The organism is Brevundimonas sp. SPF441, from assembly GCF_009661015.1.
Taxonomy (GTDB): Bacteria; Pseudomonadota; Alphaproteobacteria; order Caulobacterales; family Caulobacteraceae; genus Brevundimonas; species Brevundimonas vesicularis.
The window spans coordinates 48,652-71,223 of the sequence record NZ_WJWX01000017.1; the positions used below are offsets into that span (position 1 = coordinate 48,652).

A 22,572-nucleotide genomic window follows, 5' to 3' on the forward strand; every position below is an offset into this window, starting at 1 on the left:
GCGGGGGATTGCGGCAACATCCCCTTGCCCCCGGAGACTTTCATGTTCCAATCAATCGGTTACGGCGCAAAGACCGCCCGGTCGAAGCTCGAGCCCATGACGTTCGAGCGCGACGATCCCAAGCCCAACGAGCTGGTGATCGAGGTTCTTTACGCCGGCGTCTGCCACTCCGACATCCACCAGGTCAAAAACGAATGGGCCAACACGGTCTATCCGTGCGTGCCGGGCCACGAGATCGTCGGGCGGGTCAAACAGGCGGGCGCCGAGACCTCGCGCTTCAAGGAAGGCGATCTGGTCGGCGTCGGCTGCATGATCGACAGCTGCCGCCAATGCGAGGCCTGCAGCGCCGGCGATCAAAACTACTGCGAGGGTCCGAACAGCTGGTTGGCGACCTATAACGGTCCCATGACGCCTGCGACCGAGACCGAAGACGGCGCCAACATGTACGGCCGGGACAATACCTACGGCGGCTACTCCGACGTGGTGGTCGTGCCCGAGGATTTCGTGTTGCGCATCCCCGAAGGCCTGGACCCCAAGGCGGCCGCGCCCATCCTGTGCGCCGGCGTGACCACCTGGTCGCCGCTGAAACACTGGGGCGTCAAGGCGGGGGACAAGGTCGCCGTCCTGGGCTTTGGCGGTCTGGGCCATATGGCGGCCAAGCTGGCCAAGGCTCTGGGGGCGGAAGTGACCGTCCTGACTTCGACGCCGGAGAAGATCGAGGACGCCAAGCGGCTGGGCGCCGACGCGGCCCATATCGAGACGGACAAGACGGCCCTGGCGCCCCTGGCGGGAACGTTCGACTTCATCCTGTCCACCGTGCCCGAGAAGCACGAGATCGGCGCCCTGCTGGACCTGATGAAGCGCGATGCGGCCTTCATCGTTGTTGGCAATCTCGATGTCGTGGACGGGGTCGATAACTCCAAACTGGCCTTCAAACGTCAGACGGTCGGCGGCTCCTTGATCGGCAATCTTCAGGAAACCCAAGACGTGCTGGACTTCTGCGCCGCCAACGGCGTGGCCCCCGAGGTCGAAATGATCGACATCGCCGAGATCAACGACGCCTATGTGAAGATCGAGAACGGCGAGGCGCGCTACCGCTACGTCATCGACATGGCGACCCTGAAGGCGGCCTGATCGCCTATCCGGGCAGGCGCAGTTCGAAGGCTGCGCCTGTTCCGTCGGTTTCGACCAGACGCAGGTCGCCGCCGTGAAGGGCGGCCAGTTCGCGCGAGATGGTCAGGCCCAGGCCCGAGCCGTCCGAGCTCTTCGAGCTCACGAAGGGTTCGAACAGGCGTTCGGCCAGACGCGGCGGAATGCCGGGGCCGTCGTCGGCGATGCGCACGACGCAGAAGCCGTCCTGACCGAAGGCGCTGACGGTGATGGCGCCCTTGCCGCGCCGCTCGGGCGGACGCGTCGGATCGGCCTCGATGGCCTGACGGGCGTTTCGCATCAGATTGACCAAGATGCGATACAGCTGATCCGGGTCGGCCTCGACGGCGAACCGGGGCGGCAGCTGTTTGACCAGGCGCACGCCGTCGGGGTCCAGTCCGGCGTCCTCGGCCGCCAGGGTCAGAGCCTTGGTCAGGACGACGCGGGTCTTCTGGGGGGCAGGCTCCTCGCTCTTTCCGTACTCCAGCACATTGCGCGACAGGCCGGCGGCGCGGCTGAGCGCGCGCTCCAGCCGGGGCAGGGCCTTGGCCACCTGGGGGTCGGCGGAGGTCGCCAGCCGCTCGGACGCCATCTGGGCCGAGGTCAGCATGTTGCGCAGGTCGTGGTTGATCTTGGCCACCGCCTCGCCCAGCGCAACCAGACGGGCGCGAGAGCGCAGGGAATGGCGCACCTCCTCCTGCATCCGGCTGAGTTCGCGCTCGACGCGGCCGATCTCGTCGTGGCGATCGGACGGCACCTCGGCCTCGCTCTCGGGATCGGCGGCGAACCGCTCCATCGAGCGGGTGACGCGACGAAGCGGCCGCAGCACCAGTAGGGCCAGACCACCATACAGCAGCGCGCCCGCCGTCACCGACACCAGCAGCGACACCAGCAGGCTGTTCAGCAGGAAGGCGCGCAGTTCCAGCTTCAACGGCTGGGCGGGGGTGACGATCTCGATGAAGTCGCCCGAGCGATAGCGCGGCTTGGCCTGAACCCGCAGCGAGCGGTCCGGATGGCCGAACAGGGTGCGCCACGGGTCGGTCAGGCGCGACCAGCTGTCCTGACGCCTCAGATCGATCAGTTCGGGCGCGCGGGGCAGGTTGGGGGCCTGAAGCAGCAGGCGGCGCACGCCTTGCTCTGTCAGGGCGACCGCCTGAACCCCGCCGATCCGCATCAACTCGGCGGCCGTGTCGTCCTCGACCGCGCTATAGGGCAGGGCTTCGACCCCGACCGAGGCCAGTTCGGCGGCCTGGAGCCGGTCGCGCAGCCAGCGCTCATGGAAGGCCGCCAGGTTCGGGCCCAGGATCAGAGCCTCGACCGCCAGGGTGAAGGCGACAGTCAGCAGCAGCAGCCGCGCCGACAGACCGTCGGGCGCGCGCGGGGTCAGGCGCTCGCGCCAGAGACTGGCCTGGTCCGGCGTCAGGTTCAGCCGTGCCGCGATCCGGTCGAACAGGGCGCTCATGCCGCCGTCGCCCCGATCCGCCGGGCACGGATCATCTGGAACAGCTTGATGCCGATGGGCAGCAGCAGGGACAGGAAGACCACGCCCATCAACGGCCAGAAGAACTGTTGCAGCAGCATGGGCAGGTCCGGCCGAACGCCGGCGCGCAGCAGGCCGCCCAGCTGCGATCCGATCCAGGTGTAGATGAAGGTGGACGGCAGCAGTCCGATGAAGGTGGCGATGATGTAGGGCCTCAGCGGCACCGCCATCATCCCCGCCGTCGCGTTGACCAGGACGAAGGGCACGCTGGGGATCACGCGCAGGGTGAACAGGGTGGTGAAGGCGTTGCGGTCGATGCCCTTGGCCAGCCGATCCATGAAGCCGGCGTCGGCCTCGAACTTGGCGCGCAGCCACGAACCGATCGAGGTGCGATAGACATAAAAGATGACGACCGAACCGATGGTGGCCCCCGTCGACTGGGCCAGGGCCCCGACATAGGGGCCGAACATCATCCCGCCCAGCAGGGTCAGGAAAACGGGTCCGGGAATGGTCGAGGCGGTCGCCACGGCATAGACGGCGATGAAGGCGACCAGCGCGACCCACCAGTTCTGTTGCGCATAGGCCTGAAGGTTCAGCCCGTGCTCGCGGATCAGATCCATCGACAGATAGCGGTTCCAGCCCAGGGCGAAGAAGGCGATCACCAGGCCGGCGATGGCCGCCAACGGCGCCAGCCGCAGGGCCCATTCCTTCGCCGTTCGTTTCGCCATCCGTTTCATCGTCCCGAAATGCCGTCCGAGCGTTGACTCACGCGGACATGCGACTTATACGCCCGCCCTTCCTGCGGCGGACGCCTCTTGCCCCGTCGCCCAACCTTTTAACGTCAGGAGCCGACCGTGAAGCGGACCTATCAGCCGTCGCGACTCGTGCGCAAGCGCCGTCACGGCTTCCGCAGCCGGATGGCCACCAAGAACGGCCAGAAGATTGTTGCGCGCCGTCGCGCCAAGGGCCGCAAGCGCCTGACGGCGTAAGCGGCTTACGCGTCCGGACCTTTTGGACGCATGAGCGACCTTTTACAGATCAAGCGTCTGTTGCGGCGGCCCCAGTTCCTGGCGGCCGCCAAAGGCGTTTCCGAGGCGCGCGGCGCCGTGGTGATCCAGCGGCTGGAGCGCGGCGACGGTTCGCCGCACATCGGCCTGGGCTTCACCGCCACCAAGAAGATCGGCGGGGCGGTTCAGCGCAACCGCGCCAAACGCCGTCTGCGCGAGGCCGCACGGGCCATGCTGGCCCAGCATGGCGTGCCCGGAAGCGACTATGTCTTCATCGCCCGCATGGGCACGACCGAGCGTGCGTGGGACCGTCTGCTTGACGACGTGAAATCGACGCTTACAAGGCTGGCGACACCCAAGGCCAACAGGCCTTCGCACGCCCGCGCCCCCTCCGGCCAGGACCGCCAGAATCCATGAAAAACGAAAACACGCGCAACACGATCATCTTCATCGTGTGCTCGGTCCTGATCATGGGGATCTACTATTTCGCCGTGTTGCGTCCGCAGGCCGAGCGTCGCGCCGTGCAACAGCAGGCCCAGGCCGAGCAGTCGCAGACCGCTGACAACGCCGCGCGCACGGCGCTGAGCCCGCAGGGGCCGACCTTCGTCACCGACCGCAGCCAAGCGCTGAGCACCGCCGCGCGCGTGCCGATTCAGTCCGGCACGCTGAAGGGGTCGCTGTCGCTTCAGGGCGGCCGGATCGACGACCTGTTCCTGACCGACTACCGCGAGGTTCAGGACAAGCCCCAGCCGGTGGAGCTGTTCCGGCCGCAGGGGATGCAGAACGCCTATTTCGCCCAGTTCGGCTGGACCGGCCCCAATGTCGCCGGCGGCGTGCCCGGACCCAATACCGTCTGGCGCCTGACCAATGGTTCGACCCTGACGCCGACGACTCCGGTCACCCTGACGTGGGACAACGGCCAAGGCCTGCGCTTCACCCGCGTGATCTCGGTCGACGACAAATACGTCTTCTCGGTGCAGGACACGGTCCAGAACCTGGGCACGCAGGCGATCACCATCGCCCCCTACGGCAGCGTCCAGCGCCAGGGCGTGCCGCCCGCAGCCGGCTCGTCGCACATCGTCCACGAGGGTGCGATCGGCACCTTCGGCAAGCCGGGCGACTACCGGACCGAGCAGAAGAAATACAAGGACTGGCTGAAGGAGCCGCGGATCGAGAACGCCTCGACCGGCGGCTGGCTGGGCATCACCGACAAATACTGGCTGGCGGCCCTGCTGCCTCAGCAGAACGAGGCGGTCGAGACCGAATTCCGCGTGCGCGACCTGAACGGCGCCCAGCAGCTGGAAGCCAATGTCCTGGGCACGACCCGCACCATCCAGCCCGGCGCGACCGCGACCGAGACCCAGCGCCTGTTCGCCGGGGTCAAGCGCGCCGAGGTGCTGAAATCCTATGAGCAGAGCCTGAACCTGCCGCGCTTCGTCTATGCGATCGACTGGGGCATGTTCTGGTTCCTGACGCGTCCGATCTTCTGGATCCTGGAGAACGTCTATGGCCTGGTCGGCAGCTTCGGCGTCGCCATTCTGGCCCTGACCGTCATCGTCAAGCTGGTGATGTTCCCGCTGGCCAACAACGCCTACGCCTCGATGTCCAAGATGCGGAACCTCCAGCCCAAGATGGAGGAGATCAAGAAGAAGTTCAAAGACGACCCGCAGAAGCAGCAGCAGGAGACAATGGCCCTGTATCAGCGCGAGAAGATCAATCCGGTCGCCGGATGCCTTCCGCTGGTGCTGCAGATCCCGGTCTTCTACGCCCTGTACAAGGTGCTGACCGTAACCATCGAAATGCGTCACCAGCCGTTCCTGGGCTTCATCCATGACCTGTCGGCGCGCGATCCGTCGTCGATCTGGAACCTGTTCGGCCTGATCCCGTGGGATCCGGCGATGGCGCCGCTGATCGGCGGCCTGTTGGCCGGCCCGCTGCACCTGGGTCTGCTGGCGATCGCCTATGGCCTGACGATGTGGTTGCAGACGGCGATGAACCCCCCGGCGGCCGATCCGGTCCAGCGCCAGATCTTCCAGTTTATGCCGCTGCTGTTCACCTTCATCATGGCGCCGTTCGCGGCAGGCCTGCTGATCTACTGGGCCTGGTCCAACATCCTGACCATCCTGCAGCAGTATGTGATCATGCACCGCTACAAGGCCGAGAACCCGATCGATACCTTCTTCGCCCGGTTCAAGAAGTCACCGGCGTGATCGACGAGACCGAGTTCACGCCCGAGGACATCGAGGCGGCGCGCGTCCTGTTCGCGCGGCCTGCGACCTTCGTCATGGGCGCGGCCAAGATCGAGCAGTTGCCCGACCCCGATCTGCCCGAGATCGCCTTCGCTGGGCGCTCGAACGTGGGCAAGTCCAGCCTGATCAACGGGCTGGTGGGCATGCACAAGCTGGCCCGCGCCTCGAACGAGCCGGGCCGCACGCGCGAGGTCAACTTCTTCGACCTGGATGGCCGGATGCGTCTGGTCGACCTGCCCGGCTATGGCTGGGCCAAGGCGTCCAAGACCACGGTCAAGAAGTTCCAGGATCTGGGCCGCGACTATCTGCGCGGCCGGGTGACGCTGAAGCGGGTCTATCTGCTGATCGACAGCCGCCATGGGCTGAAGTCGGTGGATACGGAGGCGCTGGATGCGCTGGACTTGGCGGCCGTCAGCTATCAGATCGTCCTGACCAAGGCCGACAAGCTGAAGAAGGGCGAGGGCGAGGCCGTGCAGGCCGCGACCCTGAAGGCCATCTCCAAACGCCCAGCCGCCTTCCCGGTGGTAGCCCTGACCTCGTCGGAAAAGGGGCTCGGCCTGCCGGAACTGCGCGCCGAGATCATGCGCACGACGGGCGCGACGCTGGATTAAAGGCCTCATCGTCGGGTCAGGCTCGAGCATGACGGCAAAGAGAAAAGGCCCGGAGATCGCTCTCCGGGCCTTCGTCGTTTCGGCTTGTCGTCGCCCTACTGGGCGGCGGGGGCCGCCGCGCGGACCTCCACGGGGATGCCCAGGGCGTCCAGTTGCGGCTTGACCACCGAGGCGTCGCCGACCACGACCCAGACGAACCTGGACGGGTCGATGGCGGCCTTGGCGGCGGCGTCCAGCTGGGCTGCGGTCAGGGCGTTGGTGCGCGCCGCGATGGTTTCCGGATAGTCGTCCGGACGGCCCAGCAGGGCGTTGGAGCGCATGGCGCCCAGGACGGCGGCCGAGGTCTCGTAGCTGCCGGCCAGACGGCGGGTGTTGCCGTTGATCGTGCGTTGCAGCTCCTCGGGCGTCACGCCCTTGCCGCCCGACAGGAAGTCGTTGAACTGCTGGTTCAGGGCTTCGATAGCCGGGCCGGTCTTGTCGGCCTGGACCGGGGCGGTGACCAGATAGGGCACGCGTCCGGCGAACGGATTGACCGAGGCGTTGACGCCATAGGACCAGCTCTTGGTCTCACGCAGATCCGAGTTGATGCGCGACAGGAAGTCGTTGCCGAGGACATTGTTCGCCGCGTTCAGCACCAACAGGTCGTCGGTGCCCGACAGGCCCAGGACCTCGCCGCCCATGATGTAGGACTGGGGCGATTGCGGACGGTCGATCAGCACGATCTTGGGCGTCGCGGCCGGGATCGGGGCCGAGAAGTCCTTGACGGCCTTGGCCGATGCGGGCGGGACCCACTGACCGAAGGCGCTGTCCAGGATCGGCGTCAGCTCGGCCAGGGGCCGGTCGGAGACGACGAACAGCTTGGCGTTGTCCGGGCGGATCCACTTGGCGTAGTCGGCGCGGATGTCGGCGTCGGTGATCGCCTTGACGCTGGCCTCGTCGCCATTGCCGCTGAACGGACGGCCATAGGGGCTGTTCGGCCCGTACATCAGTTCCGGCAAGGCGCGGCTGGCCAGGGCGGCCGGCTGGGTACGCTCGGCGGCGATGCGCGACAGACGGGTGGCGCGAAGTCGCTCCAGCTCGGCCGGGGCGAAGGCGGGATTGCGCACCACCTCGGCCATCAGATCCACCGAAGGCTTCAGGTTCGGCGTCACCGCCGACAGTTGGACGACCGAGCTGTCCATCGTCGCCCCGGTGGTGATGGTTGCGCCCAGGGCTTCTTGCGCCTCGGCCAGCTGCGTGGCGTTCAGGGTGCGGGTGCCCTCGTCCATCAGGTCCAGCGTCAGGGTCTGCAGACCCAGTTTGGACCGGTCGTCGGCGGCCAGACCGGCGTCGAAGTCGAGCGCGATCTTCGTCGTCGGGGTGGCGTCGCGCTGGGCGTAGATCACCTCCATGCCGTTCGACAGGCGGGTGCGCTCAACGGCCGGGAAGTCGACGTTGGCGACCTGACCGATCTCGGGCTTGGGCATGCGCGGCTTGCGCTCGATTTCCGGGGCCGGCGTGCGATTGGCCCCGGACGGCGAGGCGGCCGCCTCCTGATAGGTTTCGCGCTGGCCGGGCAGGGTGGTCAGCGTATAGGCCGGACGGGTCAGCCACTTCTGCATCGCCGCCTTGACCTGGGCCGGCGTGACGGCGGCGTAGGCGGCCAGCTGCTTCTTGTAGAACTCCGGATCGCCGGCATAGAGCTGGCCTTCGGCAAGCGCCGTGGCCTTGCCGCCGAAACCGCCGACCTGTTCCAGACCCTGGATGCGGCGCGAGGCGTATTGGGTGACGACGCGGTTGATCTCGTCCTGCGTCGGGCCGTTCGCGATCAGGCCGTTCAGGATTTCACGCATCCGCGCCTCGACGGCGGCGGGGTCTTCGCCCGGCTTGATCGTGGCGCTCATCTCGAAGATGCCGACGCGGTGGAAGGCGCTGTTGCCGGCGCTGGCCGAGACGGCGGTCTGTTCGCCGCGCACCAGCTCATTGTCCAGGCGCGAGGAGGCCAGGCCGCCTAGGACCGATGCCGCGACGCTGAGCGGCACGGAATCCGGGTCCAGCATGCCCGGCACGGCCCAGCTGACCTCGACCTGGGCGTTCGAGACGCGGTCGTGGGTGGTTTCGCTGAGCGGGGCGGACAGGGTCGGGACCGGGGCCTGGGCGGGATTGTTCACCGGACCCTTGGCGATCGGGCCGAAGTATTTGTCGGTCAGTTCACGCGCCTTGGCGGGGGTGATGTCGCCGGCCAGCACCAAAACGGCGTTGTTGGGGCCATAGTTGGAGGTGAACCAGTCGCGCACCGTCTGCATCGAAGCGGCGTCCAGGTCGGCCATCGAACCGATGGTCGAGTGGCGATAGGGGTGGCCTTCGGGGAACAGGGCCTCCAGCTGCTTGTACTGGTTCAGGCCATAGGGCTGGTTGTCGCCCTGACGCTTTTCGTTCTGGACGACGCCGCGCTGCAGATCGAGCGTCTCCTGGCTGATGGCGCCCAGCATGTAGCCCATGCGGTCGCTTTCCATGAACAGGGCCTGTTCCAGCGCCGGGGTCGGGACCGTCTCGAAATAGTTGGTGCGGTCGAAATAGGTGGTCCCGTTCATGTCGGTCGCGCCCATGTTGCGCATCGGCGTGAAATAGCTGCCGGGCGCATTTTCCGAGCCGCCGAACATCAGGTGTTCGAACAGGTGGGCGAAGCCGGTCTTGCCGGCCGGCTCATCCTTGGAGCCGACGTTGTACCAGACGGAGACGGCGACGACGGGGGCCTTGTGATCCTCATGGACCAGCACGGTCAGGCCGTTGTCGAGGGTGAACTTGGTGTACGGGATGTCGACTTCGTTGATCAGCTGCGACACCGGCGCGGCTTGGACGGCGGGCGCGGCGGCCTGACCAGCGGCCTGGGCGGCGGGTGCAGAGGCCACGGAGGCCCAGACGGGCGTTGAAACCGCCAGAAGGGCGGCGGCGGCGACGAGAGAGCCAGTGCGGCGCATGCGATATCCTCGGGATTGCAGTTGGAGGGGACCATAACGCCGGTCTGTCGCCTGGCAACGCGACCAAATGGAACATGACGAAAGGTTCATGTTCTCCCCCGCGCGACCCGGAAAAGGTTGCATCGCCGGACCCCCGGTCTTATGCGCGCGTCAACTCCCCGACTGACCGCCCCTTGCTGAAAGAGCCGCCATGTCCGCCCCCGCCGACAAGCCCGTCAAGAAAGTCGTCCTCGCCTATTCGGGCGGGCTGGACACCTCGATCATCCTGAAGTGGCTCCAGACCGAATATAACGCCGAGGTCGTAACCTTCACCGCCGACCTGGGCCAGGGCGAGGAGCTTGGCCCGGCGCGCGAGAAGGCCCTGAAGCTGGGCATCAAGCCCGAGAACATCTTCATCGACGACCTGCGCGAAGAGTTCGTGCGCGACTTCGTCTTCCCCATGTTCCGCGCCAACGCCCAGTACGAAGGCGACTATCTGCTGGGCACCTCCATCGCCCGCCCGCTGATCTCCAAGCGCCAGATCGAGATCGCGCGTCAGGTCGGCGCCGACGCCGTCTGTCACGGTGCGACCGGCAAGGGCAACGACCAGGTCCGGTTCGAGCTGGGCTACTATGCGCTTGAGCCCGACATCCGCGTCATCGCGCCGTGGCGCGAGTGGGAGTTCCGCAGTCGCGAGGCCCTGCTGGACTTCGCCGAGAAGAACCAGATCCCCATCGCCAAGGACAAGCGCGGCGAGGCGCCCTTCAGCGTCGACGCCAACCTTCTGCACTCCTCGTCCGAGGGCAAGGTGCTGGAAGACCCGGCGGTCGAGGCCCCCGAGTTTGTCCACCAGCGCACCATCAGCCCCGAGGATGCGCCGGACGTGGCGACCGTCATCGAGATCGGCTTTGAAAAGGGCGACGCCGTCTCGATCAACGGCGAGGCCATGTCGCCCGCCACGATCCTGACCGCCCTGAACCAGTACGGCCACGACAACGGCATCGGTCGCCTGGACCTGGTCGAGAACCGTTTCGTCGGCATGAAGTCGCGCGGCGTCTATGAGACCCCCGGCGGGACCATCCTGATCGCGGCGCACCGCGGCATCGAAAGCATCACCCTGGACGGCGGCTCCATGCACCTGAAGGACCAGCTGATGCCGAAATACGCCGAGCTGATCTACAACGGCTTCTGGTTCTCGCCCGAGCGCGAGATGCTTCAGGCCGCCATCGACAAGAGCCAGGAAAACGTCTCCGGCACGGTCAAGGTCAAGCTGTACAAGGGCAATGTCTCGGTCATCGGCCGTGAAAGCTCCAACAGCCTGTACGACCAGGACCTGGTGACCTTCGAAGAAGGCGTCCAGGCCTATGACCACAAGGACGCGGCCGGCTTCATCAAGCTGAACGCCCTTCGCCTGCGCGTCCTGGCCAAGCGCGACGCGCGCAAGAGCTAGGCCGTCTTGTCCGACCGGGCGATCCTGAGGATCGCCCGGTTTCGGTCGTCCGTGACCCAGATCGATCCGTCGGCGGCGACGGCCAGCACGACCGGCGCGCCGCGCGGCTGGCGGCCTGCGACCGTGTCCCAGCCCGGCGTCAGCACCTTGCCGCGCAGGCTGGGCGCGCCGGCGGGATAGGACAGGGCGCCGCGCGGATAGATGGCGTAGCGGCCGCCGATATCGGTCAGGGGGCGGCCCTCGCCATCCGTCTCGCCCGCCACGATCCGGCCGCACGCGCGACGATAGCCGTGCCAGCTCATCAGCAGCCGGCCGCGCAGTTCGGGAAACATCGCCCCGTCGTAATAGATCAGGTCCAGCGGCGCGGCGTGGGGCGGCAGCAGGGCGACCGGGCGGTCGCGCTGGCCGCATCGCGTCTGGGCCGCGCTCCAGCCCGGCAGGGGCGTCGCCAGATCGACGCAATAGGGCCAGCCGTAATGGCCGCCCTGACGCAGGACATTGATCTCGTCATAGGGATGGTCGGGCGTGGTCAGATCGACCGAGTTCTCGCCTTGCAGGATTGTGCCCGACGGGTGCCGCACGAGGGCGATGGAGTTCCGCAGGCCCGAAGCGAAGACGGTGCTGTCCTCGGCCCAGCGGCCATTTCCCATATAAGCGTGGCGCCGCACCTGGGCCGTCGCCGCGCTGTCGATGCAGGCGCCCGCCGCATTGGCGCGCGCCCGACCCCGCGCATCCACGCAGCGGTCGCTGGGGGCGCCGACATTGACCAGCAGGTCGCCGTTGGCGTCGAAGACGAAGCTGGACAGCGGGTGGCGATTGGCGTGCAGCCGGTTGTCGGGCAGGTCGCCGATCACGGTGCGCACCGTCGCCGCCGGATCGGCCGCGTCGGGGTCCAGCGTCAGGATGCGGTTCATCTCGGACACATAGATGCGCCCGTCCGGGCCGCGCGCCGCCGTGTGCGGCATGCTCAGGCCTTGCGCCAGCCGTCGCCAGCGCGGCGCGCCATCGACGCCGAACGACAGCCGCCAGATCGCGCCATTGCCCGGATACCAGTTGCCCAGATCCGTCACCAACCAGTCGCCGTTCGATAGCGCCAGCAAGCCGCGCGGCATTCGCGGTCCCTCGGCCCCCGCGCCCTGCCAGACCAGCCCCAGGCAATAGCCGGGCGCCATGCGCACGGTGGTCATCGGGCGGCCGCCGCAGTCGCCATCGGTGGCATAGGCGCCTTGCGCGGCCCTCGCGCTGGCAGGCGCGGCGACCAGCAGGGACAGCAGGGCCAGCAGGCAGATGGTCTTCATGACGCCAGAAGCCCCGACAGACGGCCCGAGATCAAGAGCGGTGTCAGATCAGACCCTGCTCGCGCGCCGCCGCCGTCAGGCCGTCGCGAAACTCGGGCGCGGCCAGGGCGATCAGGGCGCGGGCGCGTTCGCTGGATGACTTGCCCTTCAGATTGGCCCAGCCGTGTTCTGTGGCGACGATGTGGGTGTCGTTGCGTGGCGTGGTGACCGGCCCGTCCAGACGGGCGACGATACGAGAGAACGTCCCCTTCGCCGCCGTGGAATGACAGGCGATGATCGACTTGCCGCCCTCCGATCCATAGGCGCCGCGCACGAAATCCAGCTGGCCCCCGGCGGCCGTGAACTGGCGCCCGTTCAGGAACTCCGAGCAGCAGGCGCCGGTCAGGTCGACCTGAAGCGTGGCGTTGACCGAGATCATCTTCGCATTGCGCGCGATCACGGCCGGGTCGTTCACATAGGAGACCGGATGGGCCTCCATGCCGCGATTGCCGTCCAGGAATTCATAGGTGTTGAGGTCGCCCATCGAGAAGGCGAAGACGCCCACGCCCGGATGCAGGGTCTTGCGGGCGTGGTTGGCCACGCCGGCCTGCATCAGCTCGACCAGGCCGGGCGTCAGCATCTCGGTATGAACGCCCAGATCGCGGTGGTCCATCAGGGCGTCGCAGACGGCGTTGGGCAGGGCGCCGATCCCCATCTGAAGCGTCGCCCCGTCCTCGACCAGGCCGGCGATGATGCGGCCGATGGCCAGGTCCGCCGGCTGAGGCTCGGCGCGCGGCACGACCAGCAGGGGCGCGGCATGTTCGACGATTCCGGCGACCTGGGACACATGGACGGTGCAGTCGCCGAACACGCGCGGCATGTGCGGATTGACCTCGACGATCACCGTCCGGGCCGTCTGCGACACCGGCTTGGCGTAATCGGTGTTGGTCCCGAACGAGAAGTAGCCGTCCGCATCCATCGGCGAGACGGTGCAGATCAGCGCATCCACCTTGACCTCGTCGCACAGAAGGCGGGGCGACTGCTGAAAGCCCGTGGGGATGAACTGCACGGGGTTGGGGCGACCCTCCTCGTGCGCGCGCTGTTCCAGCCGGCGTTCGATGGCGCTGTGGAACAGGCTCCAAGGGCGGATCCGGTCCATCAGTTCATAGCGCAGCACCGTGTCCCCCGCGATGGCGGTCGAGAGCAGATAGTAGAGGTTCACATCCTCCACCTCGCCGCGCGCGGCCCGGTCTGCCAAGGCCTTGAGCAGGGCCGGCGGCTGGGACACGCCAAGGCCCATGGCGACCTTGGCGCCGGGCACGATCAGGGCGGCGGCCTGGTCGGGGGTCTTCAGGCGTTCGGCGTAGAGGGCGGCGTGGTCCATGGCGTGCGTCTCCGACATGCCGCCAGACTAGCCTGCCGCGAGGCTAATCGCGGGTCTAGACTTTGGTCGCGTCGGGGGCGGTTTCGATCGGGGAGGCTTCGTCCTGCAGCGCCGCACGGTGACGCTTCTGCCAGCGCGCCACCCCATAGGCGACCAGCCATAGGGCCATGGCCCAGGCCGCGCCGACCGCCCAGCCGGCGAAGACGTCGGTGGCCCAGTGGGCGCCCAGATAGATGCGCGTCAGCCCGACCAGCAGGGCCAGCAGAATGCCGACGCCCAGGACGAAGACCTTGAACCGCTCGCGCGGGAAGGCGCGGGTCAGCATGACGGCGACGCTGAGATAGAAGACGGTGGACAAGAGGGCGTGGCCGGATGGGAAGCTGGCGTTGATCGTCTCCACCGCCTGAGCGGCGGCAGGGGGGCGGGCGCGTTCGAACACCGCCTTCAGGCCCTCCGAGAGCGCGACGCCGCCGGCCAGGCCCACGACCAGCAGCAGGGACGACAGCCATTTGCGCTGGCTGAGCAGGAAGACGATCACGATCAGGGCGAACAGACCCAGCACAGAGATGCCGCCCAGCGAGGTGATGTCCGCCGCCGCCTCCTTCAGCCACCACGGCCCCCACGGCCGGCCGGGATCGTCGGCATAGGGTCGCATCAGCGCCAGGACATGAAGATCGAAGGCCTGGCCCTCGCCCTCGGTCATCTCATCGGCGAGGCCGGCGAAGGTCAGAACGCCGCCGGCGACGACCAGCAGGGCCAGAAGCGCGGCGATTTCCGTGCGGGCGACCGTCAGGGCGCGTATCAAAAAGGCGCGTAAGTCAGAAAGCGTCATGGGCGAGCCAACGGCCAAGCTGAGCAGTCGTTCCGATCACGCGTTCGTGATCATGCCGTCGCAGGTGCGTAAAACGGACGTGCTGGCTTGCACGCGGGCTTTTCCCCAGACGGCTGGGACTTGTCCGACCGATTCGCCCACAATGGTTGGCGTCAACCCGTTGACGGGTCATTAGGCATATGCGCCCTATATGTGGGCTCGGGGAGCGCAGAGGCCACAAGATGATGTGGTCGCGGCGCGGGCGGCTCAAACGATTTTTTGTTCAGGACGCAGATGACCATGGCTGGCGGCGAGGCATTGAAGACGACGGAATTCCAAGGCGTTGCGGCGACGCCGACGCCGGAGCGCCCCCACCTGACCGTGGTCAAATCGGTCCAGGTCGACCGCTCGCGCGACGATCTGCTCACCGACTTCGGCAAGAAGACGCTGGAAGATCGCTATCTGCTGCCGGGCGAAAGCTATCAGGACATGTTCGCGCGGGTCTCGACCGCCTTCTCGGACGACGCCGAACACGCCCAACGCCTGTATGACTATATGAGCCGCCTGTGGTTCATGCCGGCGACCCCGGTCCTGTCGAACGGCGGCGCGGATCGCGGCCTGCCCATCTCCTGCTTCCTGAACGCGGTGGGCGACAGCCTGGACGGCATCCAGAACGTCTGGAACGAGAACGTGGCCCTGGCCTCCAACGGCGGCGGCATCGGCACCTATTGGGGCGGCGTCCGCTCCATCGGCGAAAAGGTGAAGGGCGCCGGCAAGACCTCGGGCATCATCCCCTTCATCCGCGTGATGGACAGCCTGACGCTGGCGATCAGCCAGGGCTCGCTGCGCCGCGGTTCGGCCGCCGTCTATCTGGACATCCACCACCCGGAGATCGAGGAGTTCCTGGAGATCCGCAAACCGTCGGGCGACTTCAATCGCAAGTCCCTGAACCTGCACCATGGCATCAACGTCACCGACGAATTCATGGAGGCGGTCAAGGTCGGCGGAACCTTCGACCTGAAGTCGCCCAAGGACGGCGCGGTCATGAAGACCGTCGACGCCCGTTCGCTGTGGACCAAGCTGCTCGACATCCGCATGCAGACCGGCGAGCCCTATCTGATCTTCTCGGACACGGTGAACCGCCAGATGGCGCCGCACCAGCGCGACCTGGGCCTGAAGGTCAAACAGTCGAACCTGTGCGCCGAGATCATGCTGCACACCGGCCGTGACCACCTGGGCGTGGACCGGACCGCCGTCTGCTGCCTGTCGTCGGTCAACGCCGAGACCTTCCTGGAATGGCGCGAGGAGCCGCGCTTCGTCGAGGATTTGATGCGGTTCCTGGACAATGTGCTGGAGGACTTCATCCGCCGCGCCCCGCCCGCCATGGCCGCCGCGGTCTATTCGGCCAAGCGCGAGCGTTCGGTGGGTCTGGGCCTGATGGGCTTCCACTCCTTCCTGCAGGGGCAGGGCGTGGCCTTCGAAAGCGCCATGGCCAAGTCGTGGAACATGCGCCTGTTCAAGCATCTGCGCCGCGAGGCCGACAAGGCCAGCCGCCTGCTGGCCGAAGAGAAGGGCCCGTGCCTGGACGCCGAGGAGCGCGGCGTGATGGAGCGGTTCAGCCACAAGCTGGCGATCGCCCCGACCGCCTCGATCTCGATCATCTGCGGCGGCACGTCCGCCGGCATCGAGCCGATCCCGGCCAACATCTACACCCACAAGACCCTGTCGGGCTCGTTCGCGGTCAAGAACCCCTATCTGGAGCGCCTGCTCGACGACAAGGGCATCAACACCGAGGCGGTGTGGAGCTCCATCCTGGAGAACGAAGGTTCGGTCCAGCACCTCGACGCCCTGAACGAGGACGAGAAGGGCGTGTTCAAGACCGCCTTCGAACTGGACCAGCGCTGGGTGATCGAACTGGCCGCCGACCGCGCGCCGGAAATCTGCCAGGCCCAGTCGCTGAACCTGTTCATCCCCGGCGACGTGAACAAATGGGACCTGCATATGCTGCACTGGTCCGCCTGGGAGCGCGGCGTGAAGTCGCTGTACTATCTACGCTCCAAGTCGGTGCAGCGCGCCGCCTTCGCAGGCGCCGAGGACAAGGCCGAAGAGGTGATCGATCCCAATCAGCCGGATCTCTTCTCCCTGCCCAAGACCGACTATGACGAGTGCCTGGCCTGCCAATAAGGCCATCTGCACCAATCGACCCGAAGGGCTCCGCGACAGCGGGGCCCTTTTTCGTTTGGGAACCGCTGCTGGTCGTCCTCGTTCAAAAGCGACGAAACCATGACCAAAAGCCGTTGGACTCTTGCGCCTGAGGGTTGCAGTGTGTGTCCAGCGGATCGGTGGGGAGACCGGATGCGATTAAAGGCCTGTACTGTCGGCTTTGGGGGCGTGTTGGCGATGGCCGGCGCGAGCGCCGCCTGCGCACAGACCTGGGCCCCCAACGCCTTCGACGCCTCGCCCGATGTCGAGGCGCGCCTGACTGAACAGACCAGTTTCCGCGTTGCGCCTGACGCACGGTTCGGCGCCCAGATCGAAATCCCGACCGCCTTCCGTCCCGATGACCGATCCGGCCTGTCCGCCAGCACGCGCAACGACGTCTGGATCGATCGCACCGACTTCACCGACCGGGTGACGCTGGAGACGGCCGGCCGTCTGCGCCGCGCCGACGGCTCTCCCTTGCCGGTCACGCCCGTCGATCGGGCCGAACTGGACCCCGACGCCTATGATCTGCGCTATGTGCGCGGTTTCCGCGGCGCGCGCGGCCATACCGCGTCCGGCCTGGAAGTCAGCCTGACGCCCCACGCGGGCCTGGGCGTCGGCAGCGAAGGCCGTTCGGCCGAGGCTGGCGTCACGCTCAAGATCGGCGAGGGCCTGGATCGTCTGGCCCCCAACGGCCGCGAGCGGTTCGGCGAGCGGCCGCGCTGGTATCTGTATGCCGCCGGATCCGGCCGAGCCGTCGGCTACAACTTCGCCCGCACCCGCGACGGCGACTACGCGCGCTCCGGCTACACCCAGGACAAGGGCAGCTTCCTGGGCGACGCCTCGATTGGGGTGGCCTATCGCAAGGGCGACATGCAGACGTCGTTCGGCGTCGTCTATCGCGAGATCGACGCCGGCAAGGGTCTGCGCGGCATGAACGGCCTGGACACAGACGTCAGCGAAGGCCTGCTGGCCTTTCAGCTGTCGATACGTCCCGGCCGCTGAGCCTTTAGCGAACCTCCGAGACCGCCACGCCCTCGCGACGCGGATCGGCCCCTCCGTCCCAGCGACCGTCGCGCCAGATCGCGCCATGCAGGCCTGAGGTCTCGGTGGCGTTGGGCTTCAGGGCCATGCCCGCCGCCGCCAAGGCGTCGCGGATATCGGGCGCGATCATGTCGGTGTCGGCCCCGACCATCTCGCCCCGCACCACCAGATTGGGCAGGGCGATCGCCTGCTGCATCGACAGGCCCCAGTCCATCGTCCCGACCAGGGCCTTTGCGACATAGGCCAGGATGCTGGACCCGCCTGGCGAGCCGATTGCGCCGACCAGTCGCCCCTGACGATCCAGGATCAGCACCGGCGTCATCGACGAGCGCGGCCTCTTGCCCGCCGTCACCGCATTGGCTGCCGGATGCCCGTCCTCCTGCGGCGTGAAGGAGAAGTCCGTCAGCTGGTTGTTCAGGAAGAAGCCGTCGACCATCCGGCCATTGCCGAAGATGCTCTCGACCGTCGTGGTCATGCTGACCGCATTGCCCCAGGCGTCCACCACGACCATGTGCGAGGTGCCGCCCGGCTCGGCGGTCTGGTCGACCCCGCGCGGCGGCGATCCCGTCGGGGCGCCGGCCGCGACCGGCCCGTTCACCTGCGGGGCCAGGGCCGCGCGCGTCGCGACGTAATCGGGATCCAGCAGACCGGCGATCGGCACCCCGACGAAGTCGTTGTCGCCGATATAGCGGTCCCGGTCGGCATACATCAGACGCTGCAGCCGCCCGAAGGCGACCCAAGCCTCAGGCCTCTTCGCCCCCTTGTCCAGATCGGGCGTCGCCTCGGCCATGGCCAGGAACTGCAGCAACGCCACCCCGCTGGATGGCGGCGGCGGCACGCAGACCACATAGGCCTGATACGGCCGGCAAAGGGCGTCGCGGCGCAAGGGCCGATAGCCGGCGATGTCCGCCTCGGTCAGACCGCCGGGACGCGGTCCTTCGCGAACCGCCGCCGCGATGTCGCGCCCGATCGGCCCGCCATAGACGACGCCCGGCCCCTGTTGCGCCAACCGCGCGACTGTGTCGGCGTAGGCGGGGTTCTTTAACGTATCGCCCGCCTGATACCGCGTGCCGTCCGGCTTGGTGAAATAGGCGCTGGCCCACCGCGTCCGCGCCTGAGGACTGCGTCCATTGATCATGCCGGCCAGGCGCGGGCTGACCGTGAATCCGTCGCGCGCCAGCCGTTCGGCGTCCCCGAACAGATCACGCCAGGCCAGCTTGCCGTGATCCTTCTGCGCCATCGCCAGCATGGCCACCGCCCCCGGCGCGCCGGTCGATCGCCCCGAGAGGACCGCATCCATGAAGCCCAGCGGCTTGCCGTCCTCATAGAACAGTTCGGGCGTCGCTGACGCCGGCGCCGTCTCGCGCCCGTCATAGGCCGTGACGGTCCCGGTCTCGGCGTCATAGCTCATCAAAAAGGCCCCGCCCCCCAGGCCTGAAGACTGCGGCTCCACCAGGCCCAGCACCGCCTGGATCGCCACCGCGGCATCCACGGCCGATCCTCCGCGCCGCAACACGGTCATCCCCGCCTCGACCGCCAGCGGATTCGCCGCCGCCACGAATGGGCCCCGAGCGTGCGATGCGGCCGACGACGGCGCCGACACGGCCTGCGGCGATGCTGTCGCCAGCGCGGGCGCCCCTTGGCTGGCTGTCGCGGTCTGACATCCCGCCAAGAGGACGGGAACCAGCACAGCGGCGATCTGGCGACGGAATGAACGCATGGAAGATCCGAAAGCAGGGGAGCGTCAGACAGGCCTAAGCCGTCGCAGCCGTCACGCCAACCGCTTCAGACGCAGAAACTGCATTCCCCCGCTTGCGTCCGCCCGATCCACCGGCTAAAGACCCGCCCTCGCCGCAAGGCAGCCGCACCCGTAGCTCAGCTGGATAGAGCATCAGACTACGAATCTGAGGGTCGGGCGTTCGAATCGCTCCGGGTGCGCCACTTCTTCCAAATAATGAGACTTCAAACGCTTCGCCGATTTGGCAGGCCGTTCGCCGCCTCGCGATACGTCGCAGCGCATCGCGAGGGCTTCTACGCGCGCCTAGAACTGTTTCGACAACGACACGAAGGTGCGCCAGCCTTTGTCATGTTGGTTATAGGGCGCACGGGACAGGGGTTTGGCGAACTCGATGCGCAGGGTGGCCTTGCGGTCGAAGGTGATGCGCGAACCGGCGCCGGCAGACGTCAGCTGTTCGGACCAGTCGCGTCCGGGCGCCTTGTTCCAAACCTTGGCGGTGTCGAAGAAGGCGAAGGCCTGGGCGAAGGTGATCAGGTCGCTTTTGGGATCATATCCGATCCGCGCCTCGATCATCCCGGCGACGGCCTTGTCGCCGCTGGCCTCGCCATAGTCATATGCCCGGCCATAGGTCGGGCCGCCGACGAAGAACTCTTCGGAACTGAGCAGGGCGTCGTCCGACCATTGGCCTGAGGCCTCAATGTAAACGCCGACATACTTGCTGAGATCGCGATAGGCGCTGACCTGGGCGTTGACCTTGAAGAACTCGCCCGTCGCGTCGTAGCGCGTATTCAGCGGCGAACGCTCGGTCGTGGCGCCAAAGGCGTCGATCCCTTTTGACAGCTGAACCGAGCCGGCCATCCAGCCGGGACTGTAACGCCGCTGTCCCGCCATAGATACCCGTGCCACGGTCAGGGTTTCGTCGGCGCGACCCGTGGCGACGTAGTTTTGCTCGACGCGACGGACATCCAGTCCCGCATTGAGCCAGAGGTTCTTGTCGCGCGAACGGACCAAAGGATGCGAGAGCGTGACCGAGGCCATGCGGCTGCTCCCCCCGACCCAACCCGATGCGTTCTGAAGCGGCGCATCCGTCTCATAGCCCGATACGCCAAAGCGGACGCGGCCGCCTTCGGACGCGACGACAGAGTAGGACGCATCGATATAGGTAAGTTCGTCAGGGCGATCCGGCACCGTCAGCACGCCCAATGTGATCTGGTCGCCGGCCATAAAGGTCGAGTTGCGGGCGCCGGACAGGTAGACTTGCCACGGACCCTGGGTTTCGGAACCGCGATTGTCGACATAGACGCCGGCGCTGCCCGAGGTCATTGCCGTCTCGACCACCAAGCGGTGTTGGGCCGGATCGCCGATGATCGGCTCGATGCGGCTGGTCAGTTTGACGCCGGGCACGTCGGACGCCAGGGACAGGCGGCGATCCAGTTCGCCGATGGTGAGGGGGCGCTGGTTCACCAAGGGCTTCAGGATCGGTTCGACGGTGCGTGCGCCATCGCCGGTCAGTTTCAGTTCCGAGATATAGCCTTCAAACACCACGATGCGGGCGGCGCCGATGGCGGGGTCGGTCTCGGCGACGACGGCGCGGGTCAGAAAATATCCGTCGTTGCGATAACGCGCGGTGATCGCATTAGCGGACTGCACCAGATCATCCACCGAGACGCGCCGCGCCAATTGCTGGTCATAGGTGTCGGCGAGATCGGCGAGTGGATAGGCGCTCACCCCCTGGATCAGCATGCTGGTCAGGATCAGACATCCTGCGCATCCGGCGTCCGGCGTCGAAGCCGGCTCAGCGTCCGCGCGAACCGGTCCCGCGACAGCCATGGTCAGCACCGCCACCATCCCCCACAGGACAGTGATTGTCCTTAACCATGAAGTCGAAAAAATATGACGCACACCGGTCTCCAGACACAGGAGGCCACTTACGGCGTTCGGGTTAAAAATCGTGTTAATATCGCCAGTTAAGGGCTTGGCAGGCACGTCCTGATATCCAGAACATCAAACAGAATGTGTGGAGCCTGTGTTGGCCAATCGATACGCAATATTCTTCGCGGTCTTCTTTTTCTTCGTGCGCTATCCGACCCAGGCTCTGGCGGATGAATGGCGCATCAGGGAAGTCGCGGGCGTTGTTCGCGTAGCCATACCGGCGCGGCCCGCTGCAAACGGCTCGGTTGGGCAGGTATTACCGACCGGAACCAGCGTCACGACAGGCGGAAACGGCCGTGCGATGATCACGAACGGTCAGCAAAGGGTCGTGGTAGGGCCGAACAGTCGCACCACGCTCGCGCCAGAAGTCGGAGGCATGACGCGGGTCTTGCAGGACCTCGGCTCGGCCCTTTTCCAGGTCGATCGGCAGAGGCAGCCGCACTTCCGCGTGGAGACGCCATTGCTTGCCGCCGTGGTGAAGGGCACGACGTTTACAGTCACTGTCGACCCCATGGGCGACCGTGTGCATGTCGCCGAAGGTCTGGTCGAAGTCCGCGCCAACAACGGCAATGCCGTCAGCGACGTGGCGGCGGGCGCCACCGCCCTGGTTCCGCGCCAGCAACCGACCAGCGTCGAGGTTTCCACACCGGCGGCTGCAGTTCCGACGGAAGCGGCTCCCGTTGCGGCGCCGAGTCTGGACTACGAGGCCTTGACCGATGGTCTGGTTCAGAACCCCCCAGCGGCCGCGCCAGCAGCCACTACTGTGACGGCGTCCACATCAGGCGCCTCGACGGCCGCGACGACGACAACATCGGCTACGACCACAAGCACGACTTCGGTTCCAACGACGTCTTCAACTGCGACGTCCACCGCTGCGGCAGGAAACTCCGCTTCAAGCGGAAACGCTTCACTGCCGCCAGCTGCAACCAACGCAAGCAACAATGCCGCAGCGGGCCCCGGTAACAGCGCCAATCCTGGAGCGACTAATCCTGGCAACCCCAGCTCGGGCAACCCAGGCGCCGGCAACCCGGGCAACGGTAATCCGGGCAACGGTAATCCGGGCTCGGGCAACCCTGGCTCAGGCAATCCGGGCTCGGGCAACCCCGGCAACGGCAACCCTGGCGCCGGCAACCCTGGCAACGGCAATCCAGGCGCTGGCAATCCGGGCAATGGCAACCCAGGCGCTGGCAATCCCGGCAACGGTAATCCGGGCAATGGCAACCCTGGCAACGGCAACCCAGGCTCGGGCAACCCCGGCAACGGCAACCCGGGTTCGGGCAATCCCGGCAACGGTAATCC

General features: G+C 66.8%; 17 protein-coding genes and 1 tRNA gene. 10 read left to right on the forward strand and 8 right to left on the reverse strand.

What is annotated here, in order from left to right; genetic code table 11:
- The first annotated feature begins 42 nt into the window (after positions 1-42).
- Positions 43-1,134 carry an NAD(P)-dependent alcohol dehydrogenase gene (locus GGC30_RS10845; protein ID WP_066553790.1) on the forward strand — a complete coding sequence of 364 codons (1,092 nt, stop codon included), beginning with the start codon at positions 43-45 and terminating at the stop codon, positions 1,132-1,134.
- Positions 1,135-1,138: 4 nt separating this feature from the next.
- On the opposite strand, the gene GGC30_RS10850 is transcribed toward GGC30_RS10845, so the two are convergent.
- The gene (locus tag GGC30_RS10850) at positions 1,139-2,611 is read right to left on the reverse strand and encodes a sensor histidine kinase (protein WP_153923985.1); all 1,473 of its coding nucleotides are present in this window, start codon (positions 2,609-2,611) and stop codon (positions 1,139-1,141) included.
- On the reverse strand, positions 2,608-3,357 hold the full coding sequence (locus tag GGC30_RS10855) for a TVP38/TMEM64 family protein (RefSeq protein ID WP_153923987.1): 750 nt from the start codon (positions 3,355-3,357) through the stop codon (positions 2,608-2,610). The genes GGC30_RS10850 and GGC30_RS10855 overlap by 4 nt, the downstream gene beginning before the upstream one ends.
- A 126-nt stretch (positions 3,358-3,483) precedes the next feature.
- On the opposite strand from GGC30_RS10855, the gene rpmH reads away from it, so the two are divergent.
- The 4 genes from rpmH to yihA are packed head-to-tail and all read left to right on the forward strand — an operon-like array spanning position 3,484 to position 6,496.
- Entirely contained in the window at positions 3,484-3,618 is a 135-nt protein-coding gene (gene rpmH / locus GGC30_RS10860) for a 50S ribosomal protein L34 (protein ID WP_003164000.1), read from the forward strand.
- Between the two features lie 30 nt (positions 3,619-3,648).
- A complete protein-coding gene (rnpA, locus tag GGC30_RS10865) occupies positions 3,649-4,053 on the forward strand; it encodes a ribonuclease P protein component (protein WP_055754640.1) in 405 nt (134 codons plus the stop codon).
- The gene (gene yidC, locus GGC30_RS10870; RefSeq protein ID WP_055754639.1) at positions 4,050-5,846 is read left to right on the forward strand and encodes a membrane protein insertase YidC; all 1,797 of its coding nucleotides are present in this window, start codon (positions 4,050-4,052) and stop codon (positions 5,844-5,846) included. The genes rnpA and yidC overlap by 4 nt, the downstream gene beginning before the upstream one ends.
- Positions 5,843-6,496, forward strand: a complete 654-nt coding sequence (gene yihA, locus GGC30_RS10875; protein ID WP_055809369.1) for a ribosome biogenesis GTP-binding protein YihA/YsxC — start codon at positions 5,843-5,845, stop codon at positions 6,494-6,496. The genes yidC and yihA overlap by 4 nt, the downstream gene beginning before the upstream one ends.
- Positions 6,497-6,591: 95 nt before the next feature.
- Here the strand turns inward: yihA and GGC30_RS10880 are convergent, their stop codons facing one another.
- Complete coding sequence (locus tag GGC30_RS10880) at positions 6,592-9,456, reverse strand: pitrilysin family protein (RefSeq protein WP_153923989.1); 2,865 nt, start codon at positions 9,454-9,456, stop codon at positions 6,592-6,594.
- A gap of 190 nt (positions 9,457-9,646) precedes the next feature.
- On the opposite strand from GGC30_RS10880, the gene GGC30_RS10885 reads away from it, so the two are divergent.
- A complete protein-coding gene (locus tag GGC30_RS10885) occupies positions 9,647-10,885 on the forward strand; it encodes an argininosuccinate synthase (RefSeq protein WP_153923991.1) in 1,239 nt (412 codons plus the stop codon).
- Here GGC30_RS10885 and GGC30_RS10890 read toward each other — a convergent pair.
- From GGC30_RS10890 to GGC30_RS10900, 3 genes are read right to left on the reverse strand one after another with little or no spacing between them, the layout of a single operon-like run.
- Entirely contained in the window at positions 10,882-12,183 is a 1,302-nt protein-coding gene (locus tag GGC30_RS10890; RefSeq protein WP_153923992.1) for a sorbosone dehydrogenase family protein, read from the reverse strand. The two genes, GGC30_RS10885 and GGC30_RS10890, sit on opposite strands and share 4 nt — an antisense overlap.
- 43 nt (positions 12,184-12,226) lie before the next feature.
- On the reverse strand, positions 12,227-13,546 hold the full coding sequence (locus GGC30_RS10895) for an acetyl-CoA hydrolase/transferase family protein (protein WP_194943581.1): 1,320 nt from the start codon (positions 13,544-13,546) through the stop codon (positions 12,227-12,229).
- A gap of 55 nt (positions 13,547-13,601) precedes the next feature.
- Positions 13,602-14,378 carry a phosphatase PAP2 family protein gene (locus GGC30_RS10900; RefSeq protein WP_153923996.1) on the reverse strand — a complete coding sequence of 259 codons (777 nt, stop codon included), beginning with the start codon at positions 14,376-14,378 and terminating at the stop codon, positions 13,602-13,604.
- Between the two features lie 273 nt (positions 14,379-14,651).
- Here GGC30_RS10900 and GGC30_RS10905 point away from each other — a divergent pair, with 273 nt between their 5' ends.
- Positions 14,652-16,541: a ribonucleoside-diphosphate reductase subunit alpha gene (locus tag GGC30_RS10905; protein WP_153923998.1), complete on the forward strand. Its 1,890-nt coding sequence runs from the start codon at positions 14,652-14,654 to the stop codon at positions 16,539-16,541.
- A gap of 216 nt (positions 16,542-16,757) precedes the next feature.
- On the forward strand, positions 16,758-17,564 hold the full coding sequence (locus tag GGC30_RS10910; RefSeq protein ID WP_200932975.1) for a lipid A-modifier LpxR family protein: 807 nt from the start codon (positions 16,758-16,760) through the stop codon (positions 17,562-17,564).
- Between the two features lie 4 nt (positions 17,565-17,568).
- On the opposite strand, the gene GGC30_RS10915 is transcribed toward GGC30_RS10910, so the two are convergent.
- On the reverse strand, positions 17,569-19,323 hold the full coding sequence (locus GGC30_RS10915) for a gamma-glutamyltransferase family protein (protein WP_153924000.1): 1,755 nt from the start codon (positions 19,321-19,323) through the stop codon (positions 17,569-17,571).
- Positions 19,324-19,467: 144 nt separating this feature from the next.
- On the opposite strand from GGC30_RS10915, the gene GGC30_RS10920 reads away from it, so the two are divergent.
- Positions 19,468-19,544: transfer RNA gene (locus GGC30_RS10920), tRNA-Arg, on the forward strand.
- Positions 19,545-19,644: 100 nt separating this feature from the next.
- Here GGC30_RS10920 and GGC30_RS10925 read toward each other — a convergent pair.
- Positions 19,645-21,171: a ShlB/FhaC/HecB family hemolysin secretion/activation protein gene (locus GGC30_RS10925; protein ID WP_194943582.1), complete on the reverse strand. Its 1,527-nt coding sequence runs from the start codon at positions 21,169-21,171 to the stop codon at positions 19,645-19,647.
- Between the two features lie 199 nt (positions 21,172-21,370).
- Between GGC30_RS10925 and GGC30_RS10930 the strand changes: the two genes are divergently transcribed.
- Positions 21,371-22,572 (forward strand): FecR family protein (locus GGC30_RS10930; protein ID WP_153924004.1); only part of this gene is annotated, 1,202 nt, incomplete at its 3' end.